The organism is Burkholderia sp. FW306-1C-G01B (genome assembly GCF_058781685.1).
On sequence record NZ_JBYSWZ010000013.1, the window covers coordinates 1 to 25,461 of the forward strand.

At 65.9% G+C, this 25,461-nt stretch carries 20 protein-coding genes; 19 read left to right on the forward strand and 1 reads right to left on the reverse strand.

Going from position 1 to position 25,461, the window contains the following annotated elements; translation table 11 throughout:
* Positions 1 to 536: 536 nt before the first annotated feature.
* A complete protein-coding gene (locus AC3WLY_RS24415; protein WP_175963146.1) occupies positions 537 to 2,612 on the forward strand; it encodes a molybdopterin-containing oxidoreductase family protein in 2,076 nt (691 codons plus the stop codon).
* Between the two features lie 136 nt (positions 2,613 to 2,748).
* Positions 2,749 to 4,422: a long-chain fatty acid--CoA ligase gene (locus AC3WLY_RS24420; RefSeq protein WP_175963145.1), complete on the forward strand. Its 1,674-nt coding sequence runs from the start codon at positions 2,749 to 2,751 to the stop codon at positions 4,420 to 4,422.
* A 360-nt stretch (positions 4,423 to 4,782) separates the two neighbouring features.
* On the opposite strand, the gene AC3WLY_RS24425 is transcribed toward AC3WLY_RS24420, so the two are convergent.
* The gene (locus AC3WLY_RS24425; protein ID WP_175963144.1) at positions 4,783 to 5,940 is read right to left on the reverse strand and encodes a porin; all 1,158 of its coding nucleotides are present in this window, start codon (positions 5,938 to 5,940) and stop codon (positions 4,783 to 4,785) included.
* Between the two features lie 276 nt (positions 5,941 to 6,216).
* Between AC3WLY_RS24425 and coq7 the strand changes: the two genes are divergently transcribed.
* From coq7 to AC3WLY_RS24510, 17 genes are all read left to right on the forward strand, one after another.
* Complete coding sequence (gene coq7 / locus AC3WLY_RS24430; protein WP_034182629.1) at positions 6,217 to 6,843, forward strand: 2-polyprenyl-3-methyl-6-methoxy-1,4-benzoquinone monooxygenase; 627 nt, start codon at positions 6,217 to 6,219, stop codon at positions 6,841 to 6,843.
* Between the two features lie 385 nt (positions 6,844 to 7,228).
* A complete protein-coding gene (mraZ, locus tag AC3WLY_RS24435) occupies positions 7,229 to 7,657 on the forward strand; it encodes a division/cell wall cluster transcriptional repressor MraZ (protein ID WP_006487094.1) in 429 nt (142 codons plus the stop codon).
* A gap of 23 nt (positions 7,658 to 7,680) precedes the next feature.
* Positions 7,681 to 8,622 (forward strand): 16S rRNA (cytosine(1402)-N(4))-methyltransferase RsmH, encoded by a 942-nt coding sequence (rsmH, locus tag AC3WLY_RS24440; RefSeq protein WP_492310864.1) that lies wholly within the window; start codon positions 7,681 to 7,683, stop codon positions 8,620 to 8,622.
* The gene (ftsL, locus tag AC3WLY_RS24445) at positions 8,619 to 8,960 is read left to right on the forward strand and encodes a cell division protein FtsL (protein WP_009694564.1); all 342 of its coding nucleotides are present in this window, start codon (positions 8,619 to 8,621) and stop codon (positions 8,958 to 8,960) included. The genes rsmH and ftsL overlap by 4 nt, the downstream gene beginning before the upstream one ends.
* Positions 8,957 to 10,804: a peptidoglycan D,D-transpeptidase FtsI family protein gene (locus tag AC3WLY_RS24450; protein WP_111015383.1), complete on the forward strand. Its 1,848-nt coding sequence runs from the start codon at positions 8,957 to 8,959 to the stop codon at positions 10,802 to 10,804. Before ftsL ends, AC3WLY_RS24450 begins: the two co-directional genes overlap by 4 nt.
* Positions 10,801 to 12,339 carry a UDP-N-acetylmuramoyl-L-alanyl-D-glutamate--2,6-diaminopimelate ligase gene (locus AC3WLY_RS24455; protein WP_425131394.1) on the forward strand — a complete coding sequence of 513 codons (1,539 nt, stop codon included), beginning with the start codon at positions 10,801 to 10,803 and terminating at the stop codon, positions 12,337 to 12,339. The genes AC3WLY_RS24450 and AC3WLY_RS24455 overlap by 4 nt, the downstream gene beginning before the upstream one ends.
* Positions 12,336 to 13,742: a UDP-N-acetylmuramoyl-tripeptide--D-alanyl-D-alanine ligase gene (locus tag AC3WLY_RS24460; RefSeq protein WP_492310863.1), complete on the forward strand. Its 1,407-nt coding sequence runs from the start codon at positions 12,336 to 12,338 to the stop codon at positions 13,740 to 13,742. Before AC3WLY_RS24455 ends, AC3WLY_RS24460 begins: the two co-directional genes overlap by 4 nt.
* A 16-nt stretch (positions 13,743 to 13,758) precedes the next feature.
* Positions 13,759 to 14,928: a phospho-N-acetylmuramoyl-pentapeptide-transferase gene (gene mraY / locus AC3WLY_RS24465; protein WP_006477019.1), complete on the forward strand. Its 1,170-nt coding sequence runs from the start codon at positions 13,759 to 13,761 to the stop codon at positions 14,926 to 14,928.
* 28 nt (positions 14,929 to 14,956) lie between these two features.
* On the forward strand, positions 14,957 to 16,468 hold the full coding sequence (gene murD, locus AC3WLY_RS24470; protein ID WP_492310865.1) for a UDP-N-acetylmuramoyl-L-alanine--D-glutamate ligase: 1,512 nt from the start codon (positions 14,957 to 14,959) through the stop codon (positions 16,466 to 16,468).
* Positions 16,465 to 17,748: a putative lipid II flippase FtsW gene (gene ftsW, locus AC3WLY_RS24475; protein ID WP_175963139.1), complete on the forward strand. Its 1,284-nt coding sequence runs from the start codon at positions 16,465 to 16,467 to the stop codon at positions 17,746 to 17,748. Before murD ends, ftsW begins: the two co-directional genes overlap by 4 nt.
* Positions 17,749 to 17,869: 121 nt before the next feature.
* Complete coding sequence (gene murG, locus AC3WLY_RS24480; RefSeq protein ID WP_175963138.1) at positions 17,870 to 18,973, forward strand: undecaprenyldiphospho-muramoylpentapeptide beta-N-acetylglucosaminyltransferase; 1,104 nt, start codon at positions 17,870 to 17,872, stop codon at positions 18,971 to 18,973.
* Positions 18,970 to 20,367, forward strand: coding sequence for a UDP-N-acetylmuramate--L-alanine ligase (murC, locus tag AC3WLY_RS24485; RefSeq protein WP_492310862.1), 1,398 nt, complete (start codon positions 18,970 to 18,972; stop codon positions 20,365 to 20,367). The genes murG and murC overlap by 4 nt, the downstream gene beginning before the upstream one ends.
* Before the next feature lies 1 nt (position 20,368).
* Complete coding sequence (locus tag AC3WLY_RS24490; RefSeq protein WP_492310861.1) at positions 20,369 to 21,310, forward strand: D-alanine--D-alanine ligase; 942 nt, start codon at positions 20,369 to 20,371, stop codon at positions 21,308 to 21,310.
* Positions 21,311 to 21,329: 19 nt separating this feature from the next.
* Complete coding sequence (locus AC3WLY_RS24495) at positions 21,330 to 22,082, forward strand: cell division protein FtsQ/DivIB (protein WP_034182639.1); 753 nt, start codon at positions 21,330 to 21,332, stop codon at positions 22,080 to 22,082.
* Positions 22,083 to 22,108: 26 nt separating this feature from the next.
* A complete protein-coding gene (ftsA, locus tag AC3WLY_RS24500; protein ID WP_034182640.1) occupies positions 22,109 to 23,341 on the forward strand; it encodes a cell division protein FtsA in 1,233 nt (410 codons plus the stop codon).
* A gap of 192 nt (positions 23,342 to 23,533) precedes the next feature.
* The gene (ftsZ, locus tag AC3WLY_RS24505; RefSeq protein ID WP_006477012.1) at positions 23,534 to 24,730 is read left to right on the forward strand and encodes a cell division protein FtsZ; all 1,197 of its coding nucleotides are present in this window, start codon (positions 23,534 to 23,536) and stop codon (positions 24,728 to 24,730) included.
* 188 nt (positions 24,731 to 24,918) lie between these two features.
* A complete protein-coding gene (locus AC3WLY_RS24510) occupies positions 24,919 to 25,425 on the forward strand; it encodes a peroxiredoxin (protein WP_072436389.1) in 507 nt (168 codons plus the stop codon).
* The last annotated feature ends 36 nt before the right edge of the window (positions 25,426 to 25,461 follow it).

Genomic DNA, 25,461 nt, shown 5'->3' on the forward strand with positions numbered 1-25,461 from the left:
TCCCGAACAGGACCGTGAAACGACTCTACGCCGATGATAGTGCGGATTCCCGTGTGAAAGTAGGTAATCGTCAGGCTTCCTCAAGCCAGAAACCCCCGCCCGACAAGGCGGGGGTTTTTGCATTGGCGCAGACAAAATGCAGGGCGCGCCAAGCAACGGCAGCGCAGTCGGAGCCGGAGCGCCGGGGGCGTCCAAGTCGTCCCTTCCCACGTGCCCAATTTCAGTGCCGCATTCTGTCAATAGCTGATATCTCTAGCGGTTCATCGGCTTATTGATTGCATCTTCGATCAAAGGCACAACTCCCTCCACTTCACGTATCGACAGGCACGGTCGGACGTGACCAATTTTCCACCGTCCACGTCGAATGCAAAGAAGGAGGCACCGTTCTCCTTCCGCGAACGGTACGCATAGCCACTAAAACCCTTCGGCTCCCGCAATCGCTCTTCGACTAAATAACCCAAGATCCGTACGAAATAAACGCTTTATCCGGCGTGCCCACGTAGAATTTGCGAATCCCCATCTCTGCATTCAAAACGATGAACGCCGCCACACAGGTAGCCCGGGCCGTTTGCCCACACGATTGTCCGGACACGTGCGCCATGCGTGTGACCGTCGAGAACGGCAAGGCGATCAAGGTCACGGGCGATCCCGACCACCCGCCGACGCAGGGCGTGTTGTGCACGAAGGTCAGCCGGTATGCCGATCGGGTTCATCATCCCGATCGCCTCACGGTTCCGCTCAAGCGTGTCGGCGCGAAGGGGGAAGGGCGCTTCGCGCCGATTAGCTGGAGCGAAGCGTTCGACGAGATCGGCCGTCGCCTCGGTGAAATCGCCGCGCGCGAGCCGGAAGCGATCGTGCCGTACAGCTACGCGGGGACGATGGGGCTTGTGCAGGGCGAGGGCATCGCCCAGCGGTTCTTCCACAAGCTCGGCGCATCGCGGCTCGAGCGTGCGATCTGCGCGGCGGCCGGTGCAGCGGGGCTGCGTTACACGTATGGCGGTAGCCTCGGCATGCACCTCGAGCATTTCGAGGAAAGCGAACTCATTCTGATATGGGGCGCGAACCCGATCGCGTCGAGCCTGCACTTCTGGACACGCGCGCAGGAAGCGAAGCGCCGTGGCGCCCGTCTTGTCGCGATCGACCCGTATCGTTCGCTGACAGCAGAGAAATGCCATCAGCACATCGCGTTGAAGCCGGGTACCGACGGCGCATTTGCGCTCGGCATGATGCACGTGCTGATTACCGAAGACCTGCTCGATCACGACTACATCGCCAGTCACACGTTCGGCTTCGACGCACTCAAGGCGCGGGCGCTGTCCTATCCGCCGGAACGCGTCGCGCAGATCTGCGGCATCGATGTGTCGGAGCTGATCGACCTTGCGCGTCGCTACGGCGCGACCCACAAGGCGTCGATTCGCCTCAACTACGGCATGCAACGCGTACGCGGCGGCGGCAACGCCGTGCGCGCGATTGCGAGCCTGCCGGCGCTGACAGGGGCCTGGCGGGATCGAGCTGGCGGGCTGTTGCTCTCGTCGTCGGAATCCGCGCCGGTCAACCAGGCGGCGCTGCTGCGCCCGGATTTGATGCCGGGTTGGCCGCACAAGCTGCCGCGCATGATCAACATGAACGCGATCGGCGATGCGCTGTTGCACGCGGGTGATGCAACGTTCGGGCCAAAGGTCGAGGCGGTGATCGTGTACAACTCGAACCCGGTGGCAGTCGCGCCGGATTCGTCGAAGGTTGCCGCAGGGTTCGCGCGCGACGATCTGTTCACGGTCGTTCTCGAGCATTTCAAGACGGATACCGTCGATTTCGCCGACATTGTGCTCCCGGCGACCACGCAGCTGGAGCACCTGGACGTCCACAAATCGTACGGCCACACCTACGTGATGGCGAACCTGCCGTCGATTCCGCCGGTCGGAGACGCGCGGCCGAACACGGAGATCTTTCGTGGCATCGCGCGCAGTATGGGGCTCGACGAGCCCGCGCTTTATCACAGCGACGAAGAGGTCGCGCGCGCGGCGCTCCGGTGGGACGATCCGTCGCTCGACAGCGACTGGGACACGCTGAAACGCGAAGGCTGGCTGAAGCTGAAGCTGCCGGACGCGCCGTTCGCGAATGGCGGTTTCCGCACCCCGTCCGGCAAGTGCGAGTTCTACAGCCCGCGGCTCGAGCAGATGGGCATGGACCCCGTTCCCGACTACCTGCCGCCGTTCGAGTCGGCCGAGGCCGCACCCGAACTCGCCGCGCGCTATCCGCTCGCGATGATTTCGCCGCCGGCCCGCCACTTCCTGAACAGCACGTTCGTGAACGTCGACAGCCTGCGCACTACGGAAGGCGAGCCGCATCTCGACATGCACCCGGCCGACGCCGATGCGCGCGGCATCTCGGAGGGCGACATCGTACGCATCTTCAACGACCGCGGATCGATGCAGGCGCTCGCGAGAATTACCGATCGCGCACGTGCAGGGCTCGTTGTCGGGTTGTCGATCTGGTGGAAGAAGCTGTCGCCGGACGGCAGGAACGCAAACGAAGTAACGAGCCAGGCGTTGACCGATCTCGGCAATTCGGCGACGTTTTACGACTGTCTTGTGGAGGTTGAGCGAATTTGATCGAATATTCCCGTATGACCAGACGATTCTCCGCGGAAGTTCGAAGTGGACATCTAACCCTGTTGTCTCGGGACGGGCGAGCCGTTACGATGCGTTTTAGCACGACCATTCGAAAATCTGTGAGGAGACGCGCAGTATGGAAAAAATTTGGCTGAAATCGTACCCGCCCGGCGTTCCAGCCGAAATTGATGCGTCTCCTTATCCGTCTGTCCCGGATCTCCTCGACGAAAGCTTCCGGCAGTATCGCGACCGCACGGCGTTCGTCTGCATGGGCAAGGGCATCACGTACGGCGAACTCGACAAGCTGTCGCGCCAGTTCGGCGCGTGGCTGCAATCCCGTGGTCTCGCGCGCGGTGCGCGCGTCGCGATCATGATGCCGAACGTGCTGCAGTACCCGGTGACGATCGCCGCGGTATTGCGCGCCGGCTATACCGTCGTCAACGTCAATCCGCTCTACACGCCGCGCGAGCTCGAACATCAATTGAAGGACAGCGGCGCCGAGGCGATCGTCATCCTCGAGAATTTCGCGTCGACGCTGCAGGCCGTCATTGCGAATACGGCCGTCAAGCATGTCGTCGTCGCGTCGATGGGCGACTTGCTGGGCATCAAGGGATGGCTCGTCAATTACGTCGTGCGCAACGTGAAGAAGATGGTGCCTGCGTGGCAGTTGCCGTCGTTCACGCGCTTCAAGGCAGCGCTGTCGGAAGGCGCGCGGCAGGCGTTCAAGCCGCAGAAGATCGGCCCTGACGACGCCGCGTTCCTGCAATACACGGGCGGTACGACCGGCGTCGCGAAGGGTGCGACGCTGCTGCACCGGAACATCGTGTCGAACGTGCTGCAGGCCGGCGCCTGGCACCATCCGGCTCATGAGAAGTACCCGGAGGTGAAACAGTTCGTGACGGTTGTCGCGCTGCCGCTGTATCACGTGTTCGCGCTGACCGTCTGCGGTTTCCTGACGATGCGCACGGGCGGGATGGGCATCCTGATCCCGAACCCGCGCGACATCGGCGGGATGATCAAGGAACTGAAGGGCTACCAGATCTCGACGATTCCGGCCGTCAATACGCTGTACAACGCACTGCTGAACCATCCCGAATTCAGTCAGCTCGACCTGTCGAAGCTCGTGATCGCCAACGGCGGCGGCATGGCGATCCAGGAGGGCGTCGCGAAGCGCTGGTATGAAAAGACCCATACCGCGATCATCGAAGGATACGGGCTGTCCGAGACGTCGCCGGTGGCGACCTGCAACCCGGTGACGGCGACCGAATACAGCGGGACGATTGGTTTGCCTCTGCCGTCGACCGAAGTGGCGATTCGCGACGACGCCGGCAACGATGTCGCGCTCGGCGAGCCCGGCGAGATCTGCATCCGCGGGCCGCAGGTGATGGCCGGCTATTGGAACCGGCCGGACGAGACCGCGAAGGTCATGTTCCCGGATGGCTTCTTCAAGACGGGCGACGTCGGCGTGATGGATGCGCGCGGTTACGTGAAGATCGTCGACCGGAAGAAGGACATGATTCTCGTGTCCGGCTTCAACGTGTATCCGAACGAAGTCGAGGACGTGGTGGCGTCGCATCCGGGCGTGTTCGAGGTGGCGGCGGTCGGCGTTCCGGACGAGCATTCCGGCGAAGCGGTGAAGCTGTTCATCGTGAAGAAGGACCCGGCGCTCACCGACAAGGACATCCTCGCCTACTGCAAGGAGCGGCTCACCGGTTACAAGCGGCCGAAACTGGTCGAGTTCCGCACGGAGCTGCCGAAAACGAACGTCGGCAAGATTCTGCGGCGCGAACTGCGCGACGGACGCGCGTAACGTCGAAATCGACCGTGAAAGCCCGGCTGTGTGCCGGGCTTTTTATTTGCTGCGCCGCGTGGGCGCGAAATTCGACGCCGCCGGATCCAACCGCGCGCAACAGGCGTCCGACGAAGGGGACTCCCTCCGGCCGGGAAGATTCGGTCGAGTGGCCGGCGGGAGCGCTGAGGTCGGACGGCACGGCATTTCGGCGCGTGCGTTGGCAGCGCCCGGCATTTGCGTATGCTTTGCCGCAGGACCATGCAGATGGTCGTGAATCGCACCGCGATCGTCCGGCACGCCGCTTCCGTTTTCATCGCCGGCAAAGAAAAAGGCGCCCGAAGGCGCCTTCAATATGCTGCGGCTTGTCAGACAAGCTGATTAGAACTTGTGACGGATGCCGACGCGTGCTGCGACCTGGTTGCTGGTGCTCGAACCTGCGAGACCGTTGATCGCTGCCGTTGCCTGAACGACATTGCCTTTCGCGTCGAGCACGTTGCCCGATGCATGCTGGTACACGCCGATCACGTAGACGTCGGTGCGCTTCGACAGGAAGTAGTCGACACCCAGCGAGCCCTGGTGGTACTTGGCTGCCGAGTTGCCGTCGATCTTGCTGCCTTGCGTGTAGTCGTACGCTGCGCCGAGAATCAGCGCCGGGGTCAGCTGATACTTGAAGTTGATTTCGCCGTTGTTGAACGTCGCGGTCTGGTTCACGAACGGACCGACCGAGAAGCCCTTGAACTTCGTGTTCGAGTACGTCGCGCCGATCGTCGCCGCGCCGAACGTGTAAGCGCCGCCTGCACCGATGACCTGGTACGTGTTCGCGTTGTTCGCGTATGCGCCGTAGACCGGCGACGATACTGCCGTCGTCGCAGCCGTCGAGCCGTTATTGAACATGCCGCCGAAGTTGCCCGGCGTGCGTGCGTTCAAGTAGCCGACGCCCAGGACCAGCGGGCCGTTGTTGTAGCCTGCGCCGAGCGACCAGACCTGGTTCTTCGAGAACTGGCCTGCCTGACCGCCGAAGCTGTACAAGCCGCCGAACGTGAAGCCGCCGTACGACGGGCTCGTGAACTTGACCGCGTTGTTTACGCGATAGGCGTTGTTGAAGTTGTCGAGGTCGCCCGGGTGAGCGGCGATGTAGCCGCCCCACTGGTCGCCTGCCTCGAGCGGGCCGACGAAGTCGACGACGGAGTCGTACTGACGACCCAGCGTGACCGTACCGTACTGGCTCGACAGGCCGACGTAAGCCTGACGGCCGAACATCAGGCCGCCCTGACCGAGCTTGCCGCTGTTCACGTCGAAACCGTTTTCGAGGGTGAAGATCGCCTTCAGGCCGCCACCGAGGTCTTCGGTGCCGCGCAGGCCGAAGCGGCTGCCTTGCATCACGCCGCTGGCCATGCTGTACAGGTGCTTGCCGCCCGCGTTGTTGTTGAAGAGCAGGCCTTCGTCGATGATGCCGTAAAGCGTCACGCTGCTTTGCGCATGAGCAGCGCCAGCGAACGCGCCCAGCGCGACGAGCGCGAGAAGCGACTTTTTCATTAACGGATCTCCAAGAATCACTGAATTTTTTTGGCGGGGCGGATAGTTATGGTCTGTTGACGGGCCCCATCAACTTCGCAAGAAGTCGCACGTAATGTAGCAAAACCGTTTTTTGCCACAAAGCGAAATGCCGCAGCTCAAGGTCGCCATGTTTCCTTTATGCAACAATGGTTAAAATCACGGGTTAACCGCAATTTCCGCTGAATAATCAAGTCGGTTACGCAGCGGACTCGTGCTCTCGCCGCTCGCGGCGGCACATGCAGCCAGGAGAACAGGATGGTGTTGGATGAACTGATCAGCGAATTCGATCGCGGCCTGCGATCGCTGACCGGCATTAGCCGGATGAGCCGGCCGGTGCCCGCGCCGGCCGCCGCGCCGGACGTCGAGCTGACGCCCGCGGAGCGTACGCATGCCGCAGGGCTGATGCGCGTGAACCACGTCGGCGAAGTCTGCGCGCAGGCGCTCTACCAGGCGCAGAAACTCACCGCGCGCACGGCGTCGGCGAAGGCGATGTTCGAGGAGGCCGCGCGTGAGGAGGAGGACCACCTCGCATGGACGGCGCACCGCCTGAAAGAACTCGATTCGCGTCCGAGCCTGCTGAACCCGCTGTGGTATGCCGGCGCGCTCGCGATCGGCGTGGCGGCCGGCACGCTTGGCGACAAGGTCAGCCTCGGTTTCATGGCCGAGACGGAGCGGCAGGTCGAGAGTCACCTGGAAGGTCATATGTCGGAACTGCCGGCGACCGATACGGCATCGCGCGCGATCGTCGACCAGATGCGCATCGACGAGGTGAAGCACGGCAAGGCCGCGACCGACGCCGGTGGAATCGAACTGCCGCTGCCTGCGCGGATGCTGATGCGTGCCGCGTCGAAAGTCATGACGAGCACTGCATACTATCTTTGAGATTTGCGCCGGGCGACGCATGACGTCGCCCCGGCTCACCGCCTCCGATACCGCCCGTTTATTCCACGTTTTCCCGCCCCCGAAAGCCCCGTCCGCACGCCCGTCTGGCCCGTCTTTCTCATGTATCACCTTCACATGTTGCACTAGCTCATTCATTTATAACGGTTTTTGGAATGAGGGGGCGCATGAGCATGTGCGCGTAAGTCCTTGTTCTAACTAACAAAATTCGTCAAAAAAGCGGGCCGCTCCCTTGACCGTGCCACACCCTTCCTCTAAAGTGGGAGACAGTGTGAGAAAGTGTATTTTTGTGTGATTTGGCGGGCTATTCCGGCTAAATTCTCAGCATTGGTCGGGTACTTCGGTGCCCTGAACGGGAGAGCGGAAAGTGTTCCAAGGGGCGTCGGCGCTGACGCTCGATGCGAAAGGGCGGATGTCGGTGCCGGCTCGCTATCGCGAAGCGCTGCAAGGACAGGCAGAAGGACGGGTGACTGTGACCAAGCACCCGGACGGCTGCCTGTTGCTGTTTCCGCGCCCCGAATGGGAAGTGTTCCGCGCCAAGATCGCCGCGCTGCCGATGGACGCGCACTGGTGGCGGCGAATTTTTCTCGGCAATGCGATGGACGTCGATCTCGACAGCGCGGGCCGGATTCTTGTATCGCCCGAGCTGCGCATGGCAGCCGGACTGGAAAAGGAAGTCATGTTGTTGGGAATGGGTAGTCACTTCGAGCTGTGGGATTCGCAGACCTACAACGCGAAGGAGCAGGCGGCGATGGCGCAGGGCATGCCCGACGCGCTGAAGAATTTCACGTTCTGATTGCGGTGACGGAGACGCCCGCGATGGGAAACGAATTGCAGCATCGGACAGTGCTGTTGGATGAAGCGGTCGAGTCGCTCGTGACGCGGCCGGACGGCGTTTATGTCGACGGCACGTTCGGGCGCGGCGGCCACAGCCGCGCGGTGCTCGCGCGACTGGCGGCGGCCGGGCGGCTGATCGCGTTCGACAAGGATCCGAGGGCGATCGAGACGGCGCAGGGCATCGAGGATGCGCGCTTCTCGATCGTGCATGACAGCTTTGCTTCGATGCGCGACGCGCTTGCAGCGCGCGGCGTCGAGAAGGTGTCGGGTGTGTTGCTGGACCTGGGCGTGTCCTCGCCGCAGGTGGACGATCCGGCGCGCGGCTTCAGCTTCCGCGCCGATGGTCCGCTGGACATGCGAATGGATCCGACGCGTGGCGAGTCGGCGGCCGAATGGCTCGCGCGGGTTTCGGTGCAGGAATTGACGGAGGTGATACGAGATTATGGGGAAGAACGGTTTGCTTTTCAGATTGCAAAGGCGCTTGTTGCTCGCCGGGCAGAGTCCGACCGTCTTGGGCCTCTCGACACCACGGGCGAGCTTGCCCAAATCGTGGGTCACGTCGTCAAAACCCGTGAGAAGGGCAAGGATCCGGCAACCCGCACCTTTCAGGCTATACGGATTCACGTCAATCAAGAGCTTGCGGACCTGCAAGTCGTACTAGACGCGGCACTGTCGTTGCTGGAGCAAGGGGGGCGGCTGGTGGTCATCAGCTTTCATTCACTCGAGGACCGGATCGTCAAGCGATTCATGCAGGCGCACGCCAGTGCGCCTGCGGTCGATCGTCGCCTGCCGATCCGTGCCGTCGATCTCCCGAGCCCGCCGCTCAAGATCATCCGCCGCCAGTTTCCGAGTGAAGCGGAGGTCGCCGCGAATCCGCGCGCCCGGTCCGCCGTGATGCGCATTGCGGAGCGCGTCACGCCATGAGCCGCTTCAATATCTTCCTGCTGATCATCGTGATGGGCTGCGCGCTGTCGGTCGTCAACTCGACGAACCAGCAGCGGCAGATCTTCATCCAGCTGCAGCGCGCGCAGTCGCAGGAGCGTCAGCTCCAGCAGGATTATGCGCAGCTTCAATATCAGCAGAGCGCGCTGTCGAAGACGTCGCGCATCGAGCAGCTTGCGAACGATTCGCTGAAGATGCAGCCGATCACGACCGGCCGCACGCAATACCTGACGCTGCCGCCGGGCGCCGCGAAGGCGATCGACGCGCCGATCCCTGCTTCGGCCGACACGGCCGGCAAGGGCAAGGGGGGCGCGCGATGAAGCCGTCGCAAAAGCGCCAGAACGTGAAATTCACATCGAGCCCCGTGCTGGGTGTGCACCTGCCGATGTGGCGCTCGAAGCTCGTCGTGTTCATGCTGTTCATGGCGTTCGTCGCGCTGGCCGCGCGGGCGTTCTGGATCCAGGGGCCCGGCAACGCGTTTTACCAGAAGCAGGGCGAAAGCCGCTACCAGCGCACGCTCGAGCTGCCCGCGACGCGCGGCAAGATCCTCGACCGCAACGGGCTCGTGCTCGCGACGAGCCTCCCGGTGCGTGCGATCTGGGCGATTCCCGACGCGGTGCCGGACGATCTCGACGCCGACAAGGTCAACCAGCTCGGCAAGCTCCTCGGCATGACGTCGAAGGAGCTGCGCGTGAAGCTGTCGCAAGACAAGGGTTTCGTCTATGTAAAGCGCCAGGTGCCGATCGACATCGCGGACAAGGTCGCCGCGCTCGACATTCCGGGCATCTATCAGCGCAACGAATACAAGCGCTTCTATCCGGAAGGCGAGATCACCGCGCACCTGATCGGCTTCACGAACGTCGAGGATGAAGGGCAGGAGGGCGTCGAACTGGGCGACCAGAAGATGCTGTCCGGCACGTCGGGCGTGCGCCGCGTGATCAAGGACCGGATGGGGCACATCGTCGAGGACGTCGCCGAGCAGATCCCGCCGCACAATGGAACCGACGTCGACCTGTCGATCGACAGCAAGATCCAGTACATCGCGTACGCGAACCTGAAGGCCGCCGTCGAGAAGTTCAAGGCGAAGGCCGGCGCGGCGATGGTCGTCGACGTGCGCACCGGCGAGGTGCTCGCGCTCGTCAACTACCCGACGTACAACCCGAACGACCGCTCGCGCATGACGGGCGAGCAGTTGCGCAACCGGATCATGACCGACGTGTTCGAGCCGGGTTCGATCATGAAGCCGTTCACGGTGTCGCTCGCGCTCGACCTGCATCGCGTGACGCCGAACACGCTCGTCGAGACGGGCAACGGGCATTTCGTGCTCGACGGCGCGCCGATCACCGACGACGCGGGTTTCGGCACGCTGACGGTCGGCGGCGTGATCCAGAAGTCGAGCAACATCGGCGCGACGAAGATCGCGATGACGATGCGGCCCGAGGAAATGTGGAATATGTATACCAGCATCGGCCTTGGCCAGGCGCCGAAGGTCGGCTTCCCGGGCGCGGTGGCCGGCCGCTTGCGGCCGTGGAAGAGCTGGCGCCGCATCGAGCAGGCGACGATGTCGTACGGCTATGGCCTGTCGGTGTCGCTGTTCCAGCTCGCGCGGGCGTACACGGCGATCGCGCACGATGGCGAGCTGATGCCCGTGACCATTTTCAAGACTGACCCCAACCAGCAGGTCGCGGGCACGCAGGTGTTCAACCCGACCACCGCGCGCGAAGTGCGCGCGATGCTCGAGACGGTGGTCGCGCCGGGCGGCACGTCGCCGGATGCGGCCGTGCCGGGTTATCGCGTCGGCGGCAAGAGCGGTACCGCGTACAAGCATGAAGGCCATGGCTATACGCGCAAGTACCGCGCATCGTTCGTCGGCATGGCGCCGATGCCGAATCCGCGCATCGTCGTCGCGGTGTCGGTCGACGAGCCGACCGCCGGCAGCCACTTCGGCGGCCAGGTGTCCGGCCCCGTATTCTCGGCGATCGCCGGCGACACGATGCGTGCGCTGAACGTGCCGCCGAACATGCCGATCAAGCAGCTCGTCGTGTCTGACGATTCGCCGGCAGCACCTTCCGCAACGGGGCCGCAAAAGCTGGCCGCGGGTGGCGGTGCGAAGCATATGATCGTGTCCAGCACGACGCGTAATTCACCAGGAGTTGTTCGATGAGCGCCGCCCGCAGTTCCCATCCGGCGCATCAGCAGATCGCAGCCGCGCTTGCGTGGCTGCGTCAGCATGTGGCCCCCGCGGCACAACTGCATGCCGACACGCGCAGCCTCAAGGCTGGCGACGTGTTTGTCGCGTATGCGGTCGACGGGGCAGACAACCGCGCCTTCATTCCCGACGCCGTCGCACGCGGTGCGGCCGCCGTGCTGTATCAGCCGGAAGGGCTGGCCGCTGTGCCGGCCGTGCCCGTCGCGCTTGCGGTGCCGGCGCTCGACCAGCTCGCCGGCGAGATCGCCAGCGGCTGGTACGGCGACCCGAGCGACAGCCTGCTCGCTGTGGGCGTGACCGGCACGAACGGCAAGACCTCGTGCACGCAGTGGATCGCCGCCGCGCTGACGGCGCTGCACCAGCCGTGCGCGGTGATCGGCACGCTCGGCAGCGGGATGCCAGGCCAGCTCGTGCCGACGGGTTTCACGACACCCGACGCGTCGCAGCTGCAGCGCAGCCTTGCGCAGTTGCGCGACGCGGGCGCGCGGGCCGTGGCGATGGAAGTATCGTCGCACGCGCTGCATCAGGGGCGCGTGAACGGTACGGCGTTCGACATCGCGGTATTTACGAATCTCACGCAGGATCACCTCGACTATCACGGCACGTTCGACGCGTACGAGGCGGCGAAGGCGAAGCTGTTCGCATGGCGTGGCCTGCGCGCGGCGGTCGTCAACCGCGACGACGCAGCCGGCCAAAGCCTGCTCGAGAAGCTGGCCGGCCGCGTGCGCACGATCGCGTACGGGATCGGCGACGCGCAGGCGCCCGACGCCGATCGCGAGCTGGTTGCGCTCGACGTGCGCGCTACCGCGACCGGCACGGCGTTCCGCCTGCGTTCGTCGTGGGGCGACGCGGACGTCGAAGTCGGCACGCTGGGCACGTTCAACGTCAGCAACCTGCTTGCCGTGCTCGGCTCGCTGCTCGCGGCCGATGTGCCGTTCGACGCGGCACTCGCCGAGATCGAACGGCTCGAGTCCGTCAACGGCCGGATGCAGCGGCTTGGCGGCCGGCTGCAGAACGACGAACCGCTCGTCGTGATCGACTACGCACACACGCCCGACGCGCTCGAGAAGACGCTCGACGCGCTGCGCCCGATCGCCGCGGCGCGCGGCGGCCGGCTCGTCTGCATGTTCGGCTGCGGCGGCGACCGCGACGCGACGAAGCGGCCGCTGATGGGGGCGATTGCGGAACGGCTCGCCGACGAAATCGTCGTCACGAGCGACAACCCGCGCAGCGAAGATCCGCAGCGCATCATCGACCAGATCGTCGCGGGCATGACCATGCCCGCTCGCGCACGTCGTATCGAGGATCGCGCGAGCGCGATCCTGCAGGCGGTGCGCGGCGCCGCCCGCGAGGACGTCGTCGTGCTGGCCGGCAAGGGCCACGAGGCGACGCAGGAAATCATGGGCAAGAAACGTACGTTCTCCGATCAGGATCACGCGCGGCTCGCGCTGGCAGCGCGCCCGACGCACGGCAAGGGAGGCGGCGAATGACGATGCTCAGTCTCGACGAAGCCGCTCGCCTGATTCCCGGCGCAACCGTTCACGGCGACGCGGGCGTCACGTTCGACCGTGTGTCGACGGATAGCCGCACGGTCGGCCCGGGCGACCTGTTCGTCGCGCTGAAGGGCGAGCGCTTCGATGCACACGACTTCCTCGCCGATGTCGCCGCGCGCGGTGCTGCCGCGGCGCTCGTCGCGCACGTGCCGGCGGGCCTCGCGATGCCGGCGATCGAAGGCGGCGAAACGCGTGCCGCGCTCGGCGCGCTCGCGCATGGCTGGCGCAAACGATTCCCGCTGCCGCTCGTTGCGGTGACGGGCAGCAACGGCAAGACGACCGTCAAGGAAATGATCGCGTCGATCTTCGCGGCGGCGGTCGGCACCGACGCGCGGCTCGCAACCGCCGGCAACCTGAACAACGACGTTGGCCTGCCGCTGACGCTGCTGCGCCTGTCGGCCGCGCATCGCCTCGCGGTGATCGAGCTCGGGATGAACCACCCGGGCGAGACCGAAATCCTCGCGCGCCTCACGGCGCCGACGGTCGCGCTCGTCAACAACGCGCAGCGCGAGCACCAGGAATTCATGGCGACGGTCGAAGCCGTCGCGCTCGAACACGCGGCCGTGATTCACGCGCTGCCGCCGGACGGCGTCGCGGTGTTCCCGGCCGACGATGCGTACGCGGGCATCTGGCGCGTCGCGGCGACGGGCAACCGGATCCTCGATTTCGCGCTGAACGATGCCGACCGGCAGACCGAAGCGCAGGTCACGGGCCGTCTGCAAGGCGGCGAACTCGCGATCGACACGCCGGCCGGCGCCGTCACGGTGCAGCTGCGTGCGCTCGGCGAGCACAACGCGCGCAACGCGCTGGCCGCGACGGCCGCGGCGCTGGGCGCCGGCGTCGCGCTGTCGGCGATCAGGCAGGGCCTCGAATCGTTCGAGCCGGTCAAGGGCCGGCTGCAGGTGAAGCAGGCGATCGCCGGCAGCCTCGCGGGCGCGACGGTCGTCGACGATACGTACAACGCGAACCCCGATTCGATGCGTGCCGCGATCGACGTGCTCGCCGCGCATCCGGCGCCGCGCGTGCTGGTGATCGGCGACATGGGCGAAGTCGGCGACGAAGGGCCGGCATTCCATCGCGAGATCGGCGCCTATGCGCGCGAGCGCGGGATCGACGTGCTGTTCGCGCTCGGCGATGCGTCGCGCGATGCCTGTACGGCATACGGCGACACGGCCCGCCATTTCGACGATGTCGGCGCGCTCGTGTCGGCGCTGCTCGCGGCGGGCTACGGCGCGCAGGCGACGGTGCTCGTGAAGGGCTCGCGGTACATGAAGATGGAGCGCGTGGTCGACGCGCTGACGAACCAACCCGCAGCGGGCGTGACGCCCGCTGCCCACTGAGTAGAAGGAAGGAAGCATGCTGCTGGCGCTGGCGCAATGGCTGCAAGGAGACGCAAGCTTTTTGCGCTTGTTCACGTACCTCACGTTCCGGGCGGTGATGGCCACCATCACCGCGCTGGGGATCGGGCTCGTGTGCGGACCGTGGGTGATCCGCAAGCTGACGCAAATGAAGGTCGGGCAGGCCGTGCGCAAGGACGGTCCGCAGACGCACCTCGTCAAGTCCGGCACGCCGACGATGGGCGGCGTGCTGATCCTGATCGGCATCGCGGTCGCGACGCTGCTGTGGGGCGACCTGACGAACCGTTTCATCTGGATCGTGATGCTCGTCACGTTCGGTTTCGGCGTGATCGGCTGGGTCGACGATTACCGCAAGGTCGTCCACAAGGATCCGCGCGGGATGTCGTCGCGCGAAAAGTATTTCTGGCAGTCGGTGATCGGTCTGTTCGCGGCCGTCTACCTCGCCTTCAGCGTGTCCGAGGCGAACAACGTGCGCGTGTTCGACCTGTTCATGGCGTGGGTGCGCAGCGGGTTGTCGATGGGGCTGCCGGCCCGCGCCGACCTGATGCTGCCGTTCCTGAAGTCGATCAGCTACCCGCTCGGCGTGTGGGGCTTCATCGTGCTGACCTACTTCGTGATCGTCGGCGCGAGCAACGCGGTGAACCTGACCGACGGCCTCGACGGCCTCGTGATCATGCCGGTCGTGCTGGTCGGCGCGTCGCTCGGTGTGTTCGCGTACGTGATGGGCAGCGCGGTGTATTCAAAATACCTGCTGTTCCCGCACATCCCGGGCGCGGGCGAACTGCTGATCTTCTGTTCCGCGATGGGCGGGGCAGGGCTCGCGTTCCTCTGGTACAACACGCACCCCGCGCAGGTGTTCATGGGCGACGTGGGCGCGCTGGCGCTCGGCGGCGCGCTCGGCACGGTCGCGGTGATCGTGCGCCAGGAAATCGTGCTGTTCATCATGGGCGGCATCTTCGTCGCGGAAACGCTGTCGGTGATGCTGCAGGTTTCGTGGTTCAAGTACACGAAAAAACGCTACGGCGAAGGGCGGCGCCTGCTGAAGATGGCGCCGCTGCATCACCATTTCGAATTGTCCGGCTGGAAGGAAACGCAGGTGGTGGTGCGTTTCTGGATCATCACGTTGATGCTGTGCCTGTTCGGTCTGACCACCCTCAAGCTGCGGTAAAGGAAAGGTAACAAGGATGTCTGGCGAGATGTTTGGAGATCGGCAACGGCCGATGGTGCTCGTACTGGGGCTCGGGGAATCGGGTCTCGCGATCGCGCGATGGTGCGCGAGGCACGGGTGCCGGCTGCGGATTGCCGATACCCGCGAGGCGCCGCCCAACCTTGCCGCGCTGCAGGCCGAAGGCATCGATGCGGAATTCGTCGGCGGGGCGTTCGCGCCCGCGCTGCTCGACGGCGGCGTCGAGATCGTCGGGCTGAGCCCCGGCCTGTCGCCGCTCGAGCCGGCACTCGCGGCGCTGGTCGCGGCCGCCAGCGAGCGCGGGATCGCGGTGTGGGGCGAGCTGGAATTCTTCGCGCAGGCGCTGCGCGCGCTCGGCACGAGCGGCTACCAGCCGAAGGTGCTCGCGATCACGGGCACCAACGGCAAGACCACGACGACGAGCCTCACGGGCCTGCTGTGCCAGCGCGCGGGCAAGAAGGTTGCCGTCGCAGGCAACATCAGCCCGGCGATGCTCGACCGGCTCGCGGGCGCGATCGACGAAACGGCGCTGCCCGACGTGTGGGTGCTCGAACTGTCGAGCTTCCAGCTCGAGACCGCGCGCACGTTCGCGCCCGATGCGGCCGCGATCCTCAACATCACGCAGGACCACCTCGACTGGCACGGCAGCTTCGATGCGTACGCGCATGCAAAGGGCCGGATCTTCGGCGCGGCGACGACGCGCGTGCTGAACCGCGACGACGCGGCCGTGATGAAGTTCGCGCCGGCAGCGGGCGTGGCCGACGCGCCGCGCACGGTCACGTTCGGCCTGAACGAGCCGACCCAGGACGGCGACTACGGGCTGTCGCGCGACAACGGCATCGCATGGCTGGTGGAAGCCGTCGATCGCGACGCGCCGGAGGAAGCGGCGCCGACCCGCCGGCGCAAGCGCGACGCCGCGCACACGCCCGACATCGCGCAGAAGCGCCTGATGCCGGCCGACGCGCTGCGGATTCGCGGGCTGCACAACGCGGCGAACGCGCTGGCCGCGTTCGCGCTCGCGCGTGCGATCGACCTGCCGGCTGCGCCGCTGCTGCACGCGTTGCGCGAATACCGCGGCGAAGCGCATCGCGTCGAAGTGATCGCGACGATCGACGACGTGGACTACGTCGACGACAGCAAGGGCACGAACGTCGGCGCGACGGTGGCCGCGCTCGACGGGCTCGCGCAGAAGATCGTGCTGATCGCCGGCGGCGACGGCAAGGGGCAGGATTTCGCGCCGCTGGTCGCGCCGGTCGCGCGCTGGTGCCGCGCGGTGATGCTGATCGGCCGCGATGCGCCGGCGATCCGCGACACGCTCGCCGAAACGGGCGTGCCGCTCGCCGATCACGCAACGCTCGAAGGTGCGGTGCATGCAGCGGCCGACCTGGCGGAGCCGGGCGATGCTGTGCTGCTGTCGCCCGCGTGCGCGAGCCTCGACATGTTCAGGAACTACGCCCATCGCGCGGATGTGTTCCGTGCGGCGGTCGACGAAATCGCCATCGACAAAGGAGCGACGCCATGAGCTGGTCCGATCGCCTCGTCTCCCGTTTCAACGACCGGCGCGATGCCGGCGGCAACGCCGCAGGCGGTCGCGTCGCGTCGGCCACGCGTGCCGCGACGGGCGGCCTCGCGAGCGTCGTCAACGGCGTGCGTCCGAGCCGGTCGCGGATGCTCGACTTCGACTACTCGCTGCTGTGGGTGGCGATCGCGCTGCTCGGGCTCGGCGTCGTGATGGTGTACTCGGCGTCGATCGCGATGCCCGATTCGCCGAAATACGCGTCGTATCACGATTACGCGTTCCTGATGCGCCACTGCGTGTCGCTCGTCGTCGCGTTCGTCGCGGCGGTCATCGCGTTCCGCGTGCCGGTGTCGACGTGGGACAAGTACGCGCCGCATCTCTTCCTGATCGCGCTCGTCAGCCTCGTGATCGTGCTGATCCCGCACGTCGGCAAGGGCGTGAACGGCGCGCGCCGCTGGATTCCGCTCGGCATCACGAACATGCAGCCGTCGGAAGTCATGAAGCTCGCGGTGACGATCTATGCGGCGAACTACACGGTGCGCAAGCAGGAGTACATGCAGAGCTTCGCGAAGGGCTTCCTGCCGATGGCGTGCGCGGTCGGCCTCGTCGGTGCACTGCTGCTGCTCGAGCCGGACATGGGCGCGTTCATGGTGATCGCCGCGATCGCGATGGGCGTGCTGTTCCTCGGCGGCGTGAACGGCAAGCTGTTCGGCGGCCTCGTCGCGACGGCAGTCGGCACCTTCACGATGCTCGTGTGGCTGTCGCCGTGGCGTCGCGAACGGATCTTCGCGTATCTCGATCCGTGGGACGAGCGCTACGCGCAGGGCAAGGCCTACCAGCTCACGCACTCGCTGATCGCGTTCGGCCGCGGCGAGTGGTTCGGCGTCGGCCTCGGCGGCAGCGTCGAGAAGCTGAACTACCTGCCCGAAGCGCATACCGACTTCATCCTCGCGGTGATCGGCGAGGAGCTCGGTTTCGTCGGCGTGATGGTCGTGATCCTGCTGTTCTACTGGATCGTGCGCCGCGCGTTCGAGATCGGCCGCCAGGCGCTTGCGCTCGACCGCACGTTCGCGGGGCTGACGGCGAAGGGCGTCGGCATCTGGTTCGGTGCGCAGGCGTTCATCAACATGGGCGTGAACCTCGGGCTGCTGCCGACCAAGGGCCTGACGCTGCCGCTGGTGAGCTACGGCGGTTCCGGCATTCTGCTGAACTGCGTCGCGCTCGCGGTGCTGCTGCGGGTCGACTACGAAAATCGCGTACTGATGCGGGGAGGGAAGGTATGACCTCCTCGCGTCAGTACGCGATTTCGGCGAAGGCTGACTTCGTGCGCGAAGCGTGCGAAGTCAAGCGAAGCGGCCCTAGCCAAAACGTTTGTTCATCTTTGCTGATGCGGGGAGGGAAGGTATGACCGCGTCGCGACGCACGCTGATGGTGATGGCAGGCGGCACCGGGGGCCACGTGTTCCCGGGGCTCGCGGTTGCGCACCGGATGGAAGCGGCGGGCTGGCGCGTCGTGTGGCTCGGCAATCCGGCCGGGATGGAAGCGACGCTCGTGCCGAAGCACGGCATTCCGATGGAGTACGTGCGGTTCGGCGGGTTGCGCGGCAAGGGCCTGAAGACCAAGCTGACGCTGCCGTTCAACCTGCTGCGCGCATGCTGGCAGAGCCTCGGCGCGCTGCGCCGCGTGCGGCCGGACGTCGTGCTCGGGATGGGCGGCTACATCACGTTCCCGGCGGGTGTGATGACCGCGCTGTCGGGCCGTCCGCTCGTGCTGCACGAACAGAATTCGATCGCGGGCCTGACGAACAAGGTGCTCGCGAAATTCGCGAAACGCGTGCTCGTCGCGTTCCCCGGTGCGCTGCCGCACGCGGAATGGACCGGCAACCCGATTCGCACGGAACTTGCACGCACGGAAGCGCCCAAAGCACGCTATGCATCGCGCAGCGGCCCGCTGAACGTACTGGTCGTCGGCGGCAGCCTCGGCGCGGCCGCGCTGAACGAAGTCGTGCCGCGCGCGCTGGCGATGCTGGCGCCGGGCGAACACCCGCGCATCGTGCACCAGGCCGGCGCGAAGCATATCGACGCGCTGAAGGCGAATTACGAAGCGGCCGGTTTCGCGGCCGGCGAAGACGTGCGGCTCGTGCCGTTCATCGACGACATGGCAGCTGCGTACGCGGCGGCGGATCTCGTGATCTGCCGCTCGGGCGCGATGACGGTGTCGGAGATCGCGGCGGTTGGCGTGGCGGCGCTGTTCGTGCCGTTCCCTTACGCGGTCGACGATCACCAGACGACCAACGCCGCGTTCCTCGCGGATGCGGGCGGGGCGGTGCTGGTGCAACAACGCGACCTGTCGGCCGATTTGCTCGCCGACTGGCTGCGCGGCCAGACGCGGGCGTCGCTCGCGGACATGGCGGAGCGTTCGCGCTCATTGGCGAAGCCCGAGGCCACCGATGAAGTCGCGCGCGTTTGCGCGAAGGTGGCCGGCGCGAACCTGGAAATATTGCAATGAAACATATCGTCAAACACATTCATTTCGTCGGGATCGGCGGCGCGGGCATGAGCGGCATCGCCGAAGTGCTCGTCAACCTCGGCTACGAGGTCAGCGGCTCGGACCTGTCGCGCAATGCGGTGACCGATCGTCTCCAGGCGCTCGGCGCACGGATCGCGATCGGCCACGACGCGGCGAACATCGAGGGCGCGAACGCGGTCGTCGTGTCGACGGCCGTGCGCTCGGACAATCCGGAAGTGCTGGCCGCGCGCCACCAGCGCGTGCCGATCGTGCAGCGCGCGGTGATGCTCGCGGAGCTGATGCGCCTGAAGCAGGGGATCGCGATCGCCGGCACGCACGGCAAGACCACGACGACGAGCCTCGTCGCGAGCGTGCTCGCGGCTGGCGGCCTCGATCCGACCTTCGTGATCGGCGGGCGGCTGATCAGCGCCGGCGCGAACGCGCGGCTCGGCACGGGCGATTTCATCGTCGCCGAGGCTGACGAATCGGACGCGTCGTTCCTGAACCTGTATCCGGTGATCGAAGTCATCACGAACATCGACGCCGACCACATGGACACCTACGGCCACGATTTCGCGCGGCTCAAGCAGGCGTTCATCGAATTCACGCAGCGCCTGCCGTTCTACGGCAGCGCGGTCGTGTGCGTCGACGATCCGAACGTGCGGCAGATCATCCCGTTCATCTCGAAGCCGGTCGTGCGCTACGGCCTGTCGCCGGACGCGCAGGTGCGCGCGGAAGACATCGATGCGCGCGACGGCCGGATGTATTTCACGGTGATCCGCGAAGGGCGCGCACCGCTCGCGGTCGTGCTGAACATGCCGGGCCTGCACAACGTGCAGAACGCGCTCGCGGCGATCGCGATCGCGACCGACCTCGGCGTGGCGGACGACGCGATCCAGCAGGCGCTGGCGGAATTCAACGGTGTCGGCCGGCGCTTCCAGCGTTACGGCGAAGTGCCGACCGCGGACGGCGGCCAGTACACGCTGATCGACGACTACGGCCATCACCCGGTCGAGATGGCGGCGACGATCGCGGCCGCGCGCGGTGCGTTCCCGGGCCGCCGCCTCGTGCTGGCGTTCCAGCCGCACCGCTACACGCGTACGCGCGACTGCTTCGACGATTTCGTCAACGTGCTGTCGACGGTCGATGCGCTGGTGCTGACGGAAGTCTACGCGGCCGGCGAGGCCATGATCGCGACGGCCAACGGCGACGCGCTGTCGCGCGCGCTGCGCGCGGTTGGGAAGATTGACCCGGTGTTCGTCGCGACGGTCGACGACGTGCCGGACGCATTGGCGAAGGTCGCGCGCAACGGCGACGTGGTGATCACGATGGGCGCGGGTTCGATCGGCGGCGTGCCGGCGAAGCTCGTGCAGAACACACAACAGAAGGCATGACATGAGCGGGATCGATCCGAAACGTTTCGGCAAGGTGGCAGTGTTGTTCGGCGGCGAATCCGCCGAGCGCGAGGTGTCGCTCACCTCGGGCCGCCTCGTGCTGCAGGGCCTGCGTGACGCGGGCGTCGATGCGCATCCGTTCGACCCGGCCGAACGGCCGCTGTCGGCGCTGAAGGACGAAGGCTTCGTGCGCGCGTTCAACGCGCTGCACGGCGGCTACGGCGAGAACGGCCAGATCCAGGGCGCGCTCGATTTCTACGGGATCCGCTACACGGGCAGCGGCGTGCTCGGGTCGGCGCTCGGTCTCGACAAGTTCCGCACGAAGCTCGTGTGGCAGCAGACGGGCGTGCCGACGCCGCCGTTCGAGACGGTGATGCGCGGCGACGATCTCGCGGCGCGCGCGACCGACATCGTCGCGAAGCTCGGCCTGCCGCTGTTCGTGAAGCCGGCGAGCGAAGGCTCGAGCGTCGCGGTGCTGAAGGTGAAGACGGCCGAAGCGCTGCCGGCCGCGCTGGAGGAAGCCGCGATGCACGACAAGATCGTGATCGTCGAGAAGAGCATCGAGGGCGGCGGCGAATACACCGCGTGCATCGCCGGCGATCTCGACCTGCCGCTGATCAAGATCGTGCCGGCGGGCGAGTTCTACGACTACCACGCGAAGTACGTTGCCGACGATACGCAGTACCTGATCCCGTGCGGCCTGCCGGCCGAACAGGAAGCGGAACTGAAGCGCATCGCGCGCCGCGCGTTCGACGTGCTCGGCTGCACCGACTGGGGCCGCGCGGATTTCATGCTCGACGCGGCCGGCAATGCGTATTTCCTGGAAGTGAACACGGCCCCCGGGATGACCGACCACTCGCTGCCGCCGAAGGCCGCGCGCGCGGTCGGCATCGGCTATTCGGAGCTGGTCGTGAAGGTGCTGTCGCTCACGCTCAACGACTGACGCAGGAACGAAACGACGTATGTGGAACAACGTTCGCCAACTCAACCTTGCCGCCAGCGCGCTGTACGCGCTGCTGCTGCTCGTGTTGGCGGCGGCCGGCTGCTACTGGCTGATCCAGCGCCCGACGTTCGCGCTGCGGGAAATCCGGATCGACGGCGACACCGAGCACATCAACTCGCCGACGGTGCGCGCGGGCGTGGTCGGCCGGCTGAAGGGCAATTTCTTCACGGTCGATCTCGACACGGCGCGCGCCGCGTTCGAGCAGATGCCGTGGGTGCGGCACGCGAGCGTGCGCCGGGTGTGGCCGAATGCGCTGGCTGTCACGCTCGAGGAGTACAAACCGCTCGGGACCTGGGGCAGCGACCAGCTGGTGAGCGTCGACGGCGAACTGTTCACCGCGAACCAGGGCGAACTGGACAAGGAACTGCCGGCGTTCGACGGCCCGGAGGGCAGTGCGAAGGAAGTCGTCACGCGGTATCGCGACTTCGGGAAATGGTTTGCGCCGCTGAAGGCGGCGCCGGAAGAAGTGACGCTGTCGGCGCGGTACGCGTGGACGGTGAAGCTGTCGAACGGCATGCAGGTCGAGCTGGGCAAGGAACGCAACAGCGACACGCTGCATGACCGGAGCCAGCGCCTTGTCGCGGCCTGGCCGGCCGTCACGGAGCGTTGGGGCAACGACATCGAGTACGCGGACCTGCGCTATCCGAACGGATTCGCGATTCGCGCGGCAGGCATGCGGTTCCTGACCGATACCGACAAGCGCAAGAAGTAACGAGAGATCACACGCAAGAGCACTTTATGAGCAAAGACTACAAGGATCTGCTGGTTTCCCTCGACATCGGCACGTCGAAGGTGGTGGCCATCGTCGCCGAGCTGAAAGGCGAGGGTCACTACGAGGTGATCGGCCTCGGCCAGAGCGAGTCGAAGGGTCTGAAGAAAGGTGTGGTGGTCAACATCGAGGCCACCGTGCAGTCGATCCAGCGCGCGCTCGAGGAAGCCGAGCTGATGGCCGACTGCAAGATCACCAACGTGTTCACGGGGATCGCGGGCAGCCACATCCGCAGCTTCAACTCGAGCGGGATGGTCGCGATCAAGGACAAGGAAGTCACGCAGACCGACGTCGCGCGCGTGATCGAGACCGCGAAGGCGATCAACATCCCGACCGACCAGCAGGTGCTGCACATCCTCACGCAGGAATTCATCATCGACGGTCAGGAAGACGTGCGCGAGCCGATCGGGATGAGCGGCATCCGGCTCGAGGTGAAGGTGCACATCGTGACGGGCGCGGTGAGCGCCGCGCAGAACATCGTCAAGTGCGTGCGCCGCTGCGGGCTGGAAGTGAACGACCTGATCCTGCAGCCGCTCGCGTCGTCGCTGGCCGTGCTGACGGAAGACGAGAAGGATCTCGGCGTGGTGCTGGTCGACGTCGGCGGCGGCACGACGGACATCGCGATCTTCGCCGAAGGCGCGATCCGCCACACCGCGGTGATTCCGATCGCCGGCGACCAGATCACGAGCGATATCGCGATGGCGCTGCGCACGCCGACGCCGGACGCGGAAGACATCAAGGTCGGCTACGGGATCGCGAAACAGGCGCTCGCCGATCCGGACGAGATGGTCGAAGTGCCGGGCCTCGGCGAGCGCGGCCCGCGCACGCTGTCGCGCCAGGCGCTCGCGGCCGTGATCGAGCCGCGCGTCGAGGAACTGTTCTCGCTCGTGCAGCAGGTCGTGCGCGAGTCGGGTTACGAAGAACTGCTGAGCTCCGGCGTGGTCATTACCGGCGGTGCCGCGATGATGCCGGGCATGGTCGAGCTCGGCGAAGACATTTTCCTGAAACCGGTGCGCATCGGCGCGCCGGAGTATGCAGGCGGCCTCTCCGACGTCGTGCGCAATCCGCGCTACTCGACGGCGATGGGGCTGCTCGTCGAAGGCAGTGCCCAGCGCATGCGCGGCCGCAAGGTCGCCGTGCAGTCCGGCAACGCGGGGCAGGTGTTCTCGCGGATGAAGGAATGGTTCCTGAGCAACTTTTGAGCACCCCCACGGCTCGGCATGCCGAGCCTGCCCCCCGAGGGGGCCAGGAAAACTTGGGGCGGCCCGGCGTTTTCTTGGGGACGAACCGAATCGAAATTCGCGCTGGTGCCGGCGGCTGGCGCGCGACAGGGGGTTGCCCGATCTCCTGCCGAATAACGGCCGATTAGCAGTCATTCTCTTGACGGAGGCAACATGGAATTCGAAATGCTGGAAACCGAGACCAACGGCACCATCATCAAGGTGGTCGGCGTTGGCGGCGCTGGCGGCAATGCCGTCCAGCACATGATCAACCGCGGCGTGCAGGGCGTCGACTTCATCGTGATGAACACGGACGCCCAGGCGCTGTCGCGTTCGCGTGCATCGTCGGTGATCCAGCTTGGCAACACGGGCCTCGGCGCCGGTGCGAAGCCGGAAATGGGCCGTGCGGCAGCGGAAGAAGCGCGCGAGCGCATCGCCGACGCACTGCGCGGCGCGCACATGGTGTTCATTACGGCCGGCATGGGCGGCGGTACGGGCACGGGCGCGGCACCGGTGGTCGCGCAGATCGCGAAAGAGATGGGCATCCTGACGGTCGGTGTCGTCAGCAAGCCGTTCGAGTTCGAAGGCGGCAAGCGGATGCGCGTCGCTGAAGCAGGTTCGCAGCAACTGGAGGATCACGTCGACTCGCTGATCGTCGTGCTGAACGACAAGCTGTTCGACGTGATGGGCGACGACGCCGAGATGGACAAGTGCTTCCAGTGCGCGGACGACGTGTTGAACAACGCGGTCGCAGGCATCGCCGAAATCATCAACGTGGACGGCCTCGTGAACGTCGACTTCGAAGACGTGAAGACGGTGATGGGCGAGCAGGGCAAGGCGATGATGGGCACGGCGACGGTCGCCGGCGTCGATCGCGCACGCCTCGCGGCGGAACAGGCCGTGGCGAGCCCGCTGCTCGAAGGCGTCGATCTGTCGGGCGCGCGCGGCGTGCTGGTCAACATCACGTCGAGCCGTTCGCTGCGCCTGTCGGAAACGCGCGAAGTGATGAACACGATCAAGAGCTACGCGGCGGAAGATGCCACGGTGATCTTCGGCGCGGTGTACGACGACGCGATGGGCGATGCGTTGCGCGTGACGGTCGTGGCGACGGGGCTGGGCCGTGCGGCGAAGAAGCAGCAGTCGGCTCCGATGACGCTGCTGCGCACGGGTACGGACAACCAGCCGGTCAGCGCGGTGTCGCATGGCTATGCGCAGCCGCATCATGTCAGCACGGCCGACTACGGCGCGCTCGATACGCCGGCGGTGTGGCGCAACTCGCGCGAAACCGCGGCATCGCACGTGCAGGCGCTGCAGGAGAAGGGTGTCGACACCTACGACATCCCGGCTTTCCTGCGCAAGCAGGCTGACTGACGCAAACACAGGCGAAGCCGCGGCGGAATCGCCGCGGTATCGCCGGCGTGACGGATGCTGCGGACCACGACAGGCCGCGTCGGATGCGACGCCGGGCCGGGAAACGTGCCCTCTTCGCTTCGGCGGGGCGGGATGGGCCGTGCTGTCCGCGACACGCTGAAAAACCGTATCGCTATGAGGGACCAGCCATGATTCAAGTGGGCGACGCGCTGCCCGACGCGCAGTTGTTCGAGTTCATCGACGACGCGCGCGAAGGGTGCACGCTGGGGCCGAATGCCTTCAGCGTGCGCGACCAGGTTGCGGGAAAGCGGGTGGTGATCTTCGGATTGCCGGGCGCTTTCACGCCGACCTGCTCGGCGCAGCATGTACCGGGCTACGTCGAACACGCCGGGCAACTGCGCTCGGCGGGTATCGACGAGATCTGGTGCGTGTCCGTCAACGACGCATTCGTGATGGGCGCATGGGGACGTGATCTGCACACCGCGGGCAAGGTGCGCATGATGGCGGACGGCAGCGCTGCTTTCACTCATGCGCTGGGGCTGACGCAGGATTTGTCCGCGCGTGGCATGGGAATTCGTTCCCTGCGCTACGCGATGGTGATTGACGGCGGTGTGGTCAAGACGCTGGCCGTCGAGGCGCCGGGCAAATTCGAAGTGAGCGATGCGGCGAGTGTTCTCGCGACGTTGACGTCCTGATCGTGCGGTGCGCCGTTGCCTGCCGGCAACGCTGCT

Excerpts from the sequence above, each read along its gene's own strand:
- murD (WP_492310865.1), top strand. The coding sequence starts at position 14,957 with ATGTTTGGAGATCGGCAACGGCCGATGGTGCTCGTACTGGGGCTCGGG.
- ftsZ (WP_006477012.1), top strand. The coding sequence starts at position 23,534 with ATGGAATTCGAAATGCTGGAAACCGAGACCAACGGCACCATCATCAAG.
- AC3WLY_RS24510 (WP_072436389.1), top strand. The coding sequence starts at position 24,919 with ATGATTCAAGTGGGCGACGCGCTGCCCGACGCGCAGTTGTTCGAGTTC.
- mraY (WP_006477019.1), top strand. The coding sequence starts at position 13,759 with ATGCTGCTGGCGCTGGCGCAATGGCTGCAAGGAGACGCAAGCTTTTTG.
- AC3WLY_RS24450 (WP_111015383.1), top strand. The coding sequence starts at position 8,957 with ATGAAGCCGTCGCAAAAGCGCCAGAACGTGAAATTCACATCGAGCCCC.
- AC3WLY_RS24455 (WP_425131394.1), top strand. The coding sequence starts at position 10,801 with ATGAGCGCCGCCCGCAGTTCCCATCCGGCGCATCAGCAGATCGCAGCC.
- ftsW (WP_175963139.1), top strand. The coding sequence starts at position 16,465 with ATGAGCTGGTCCGATCGCCTCGTCTCCCGTTTCAACGACCGGCGCGAT.
- AC3WLY_RS24490 (WP_492310861.1), top strand. The coding sequence starts at position 20,369 with ATGAGCGGGATCGATCCGAAACGTTTCGGCAAGGTGGCAGTGTTGTTC.
- ftsA (WP_034182640.1), top strand. The coding sequence starts at position 22,109 with ATGAGCAAAGACTACAAGGATCTGCTGGTTTCCCTCGACATCGGCACG.
- coq7 (WP_034182629.1), top strand. The coding sequence starts at position 6,217 with ATGGTGTTGGATGAACTGATCAGCGAATTCGATCGCGGCCTGCGATCG.
- murC (WP_492310862.1), top strand. The coding sequence starts at position 18,970 with ATGAAACATATCGTCAAACACATTCATTTCGTCGGGATCGGCGGCGCG.
- AC3WLY_RS24495 (WP_034182639.1), top strand. The coding sequence starts at position 21,330 with ATGTGGAACAACGTTCGCCAACTCAACCTTGCCGCCAGCGCGCTGTAC.
- AC3WLY_RS24415 (WP_175963146.1), top strand. The coding sequence starts at position 537 with ATGAACGCCGCCACACAGGTAGCCCGGGCCGTTTGCCCACACGATTGT.
- ftsL (WP_009694564.1), top strand. The coding sequence starts at position 8,619 with ATGAGCCGCTTCAATATCTTCCTGCTGATCATCGTGATGGGCTGCGCG.
- murG (WP_175963138.1), top strand. The coding sequence starts at position 17,870 with ATGACCGCGTCGCGACGCACGCTGATGGTGATGGCAGGCGGCACCGGG.
- AC3WLY_RS24460 (WP_492310863.1), top strand. The coding sequence starts at position 12,336 with ATGACGATGCTCAGTCTCGACGAAGCCGCTCGCCTGATTCCCGGCGCA.
- rsmH (WP_492310864.1), top strand. The coding sequence starts at position 7,681 with ATGGGAAACGAATTGCAGCATCGGACAGTGCTGTTGGATGAAGCGGTC.
- AC3WLY_RS24420 (WP_175963145.1), top strand. The coding sequence starts at position 2,749 with ATGGAAAAAATTTGGCTGAAATCGTACCCGCCCGGCGTTCCAGCCGAA.
- AC3WLY_RS24425 (WP_175963144.1), bottom strand. The coding sequence starts at position 5,940 with ATGAAAAAGTCGCTTCTCGCGCTCGTCGCGCTGGGCGCGTTCGCTGGC.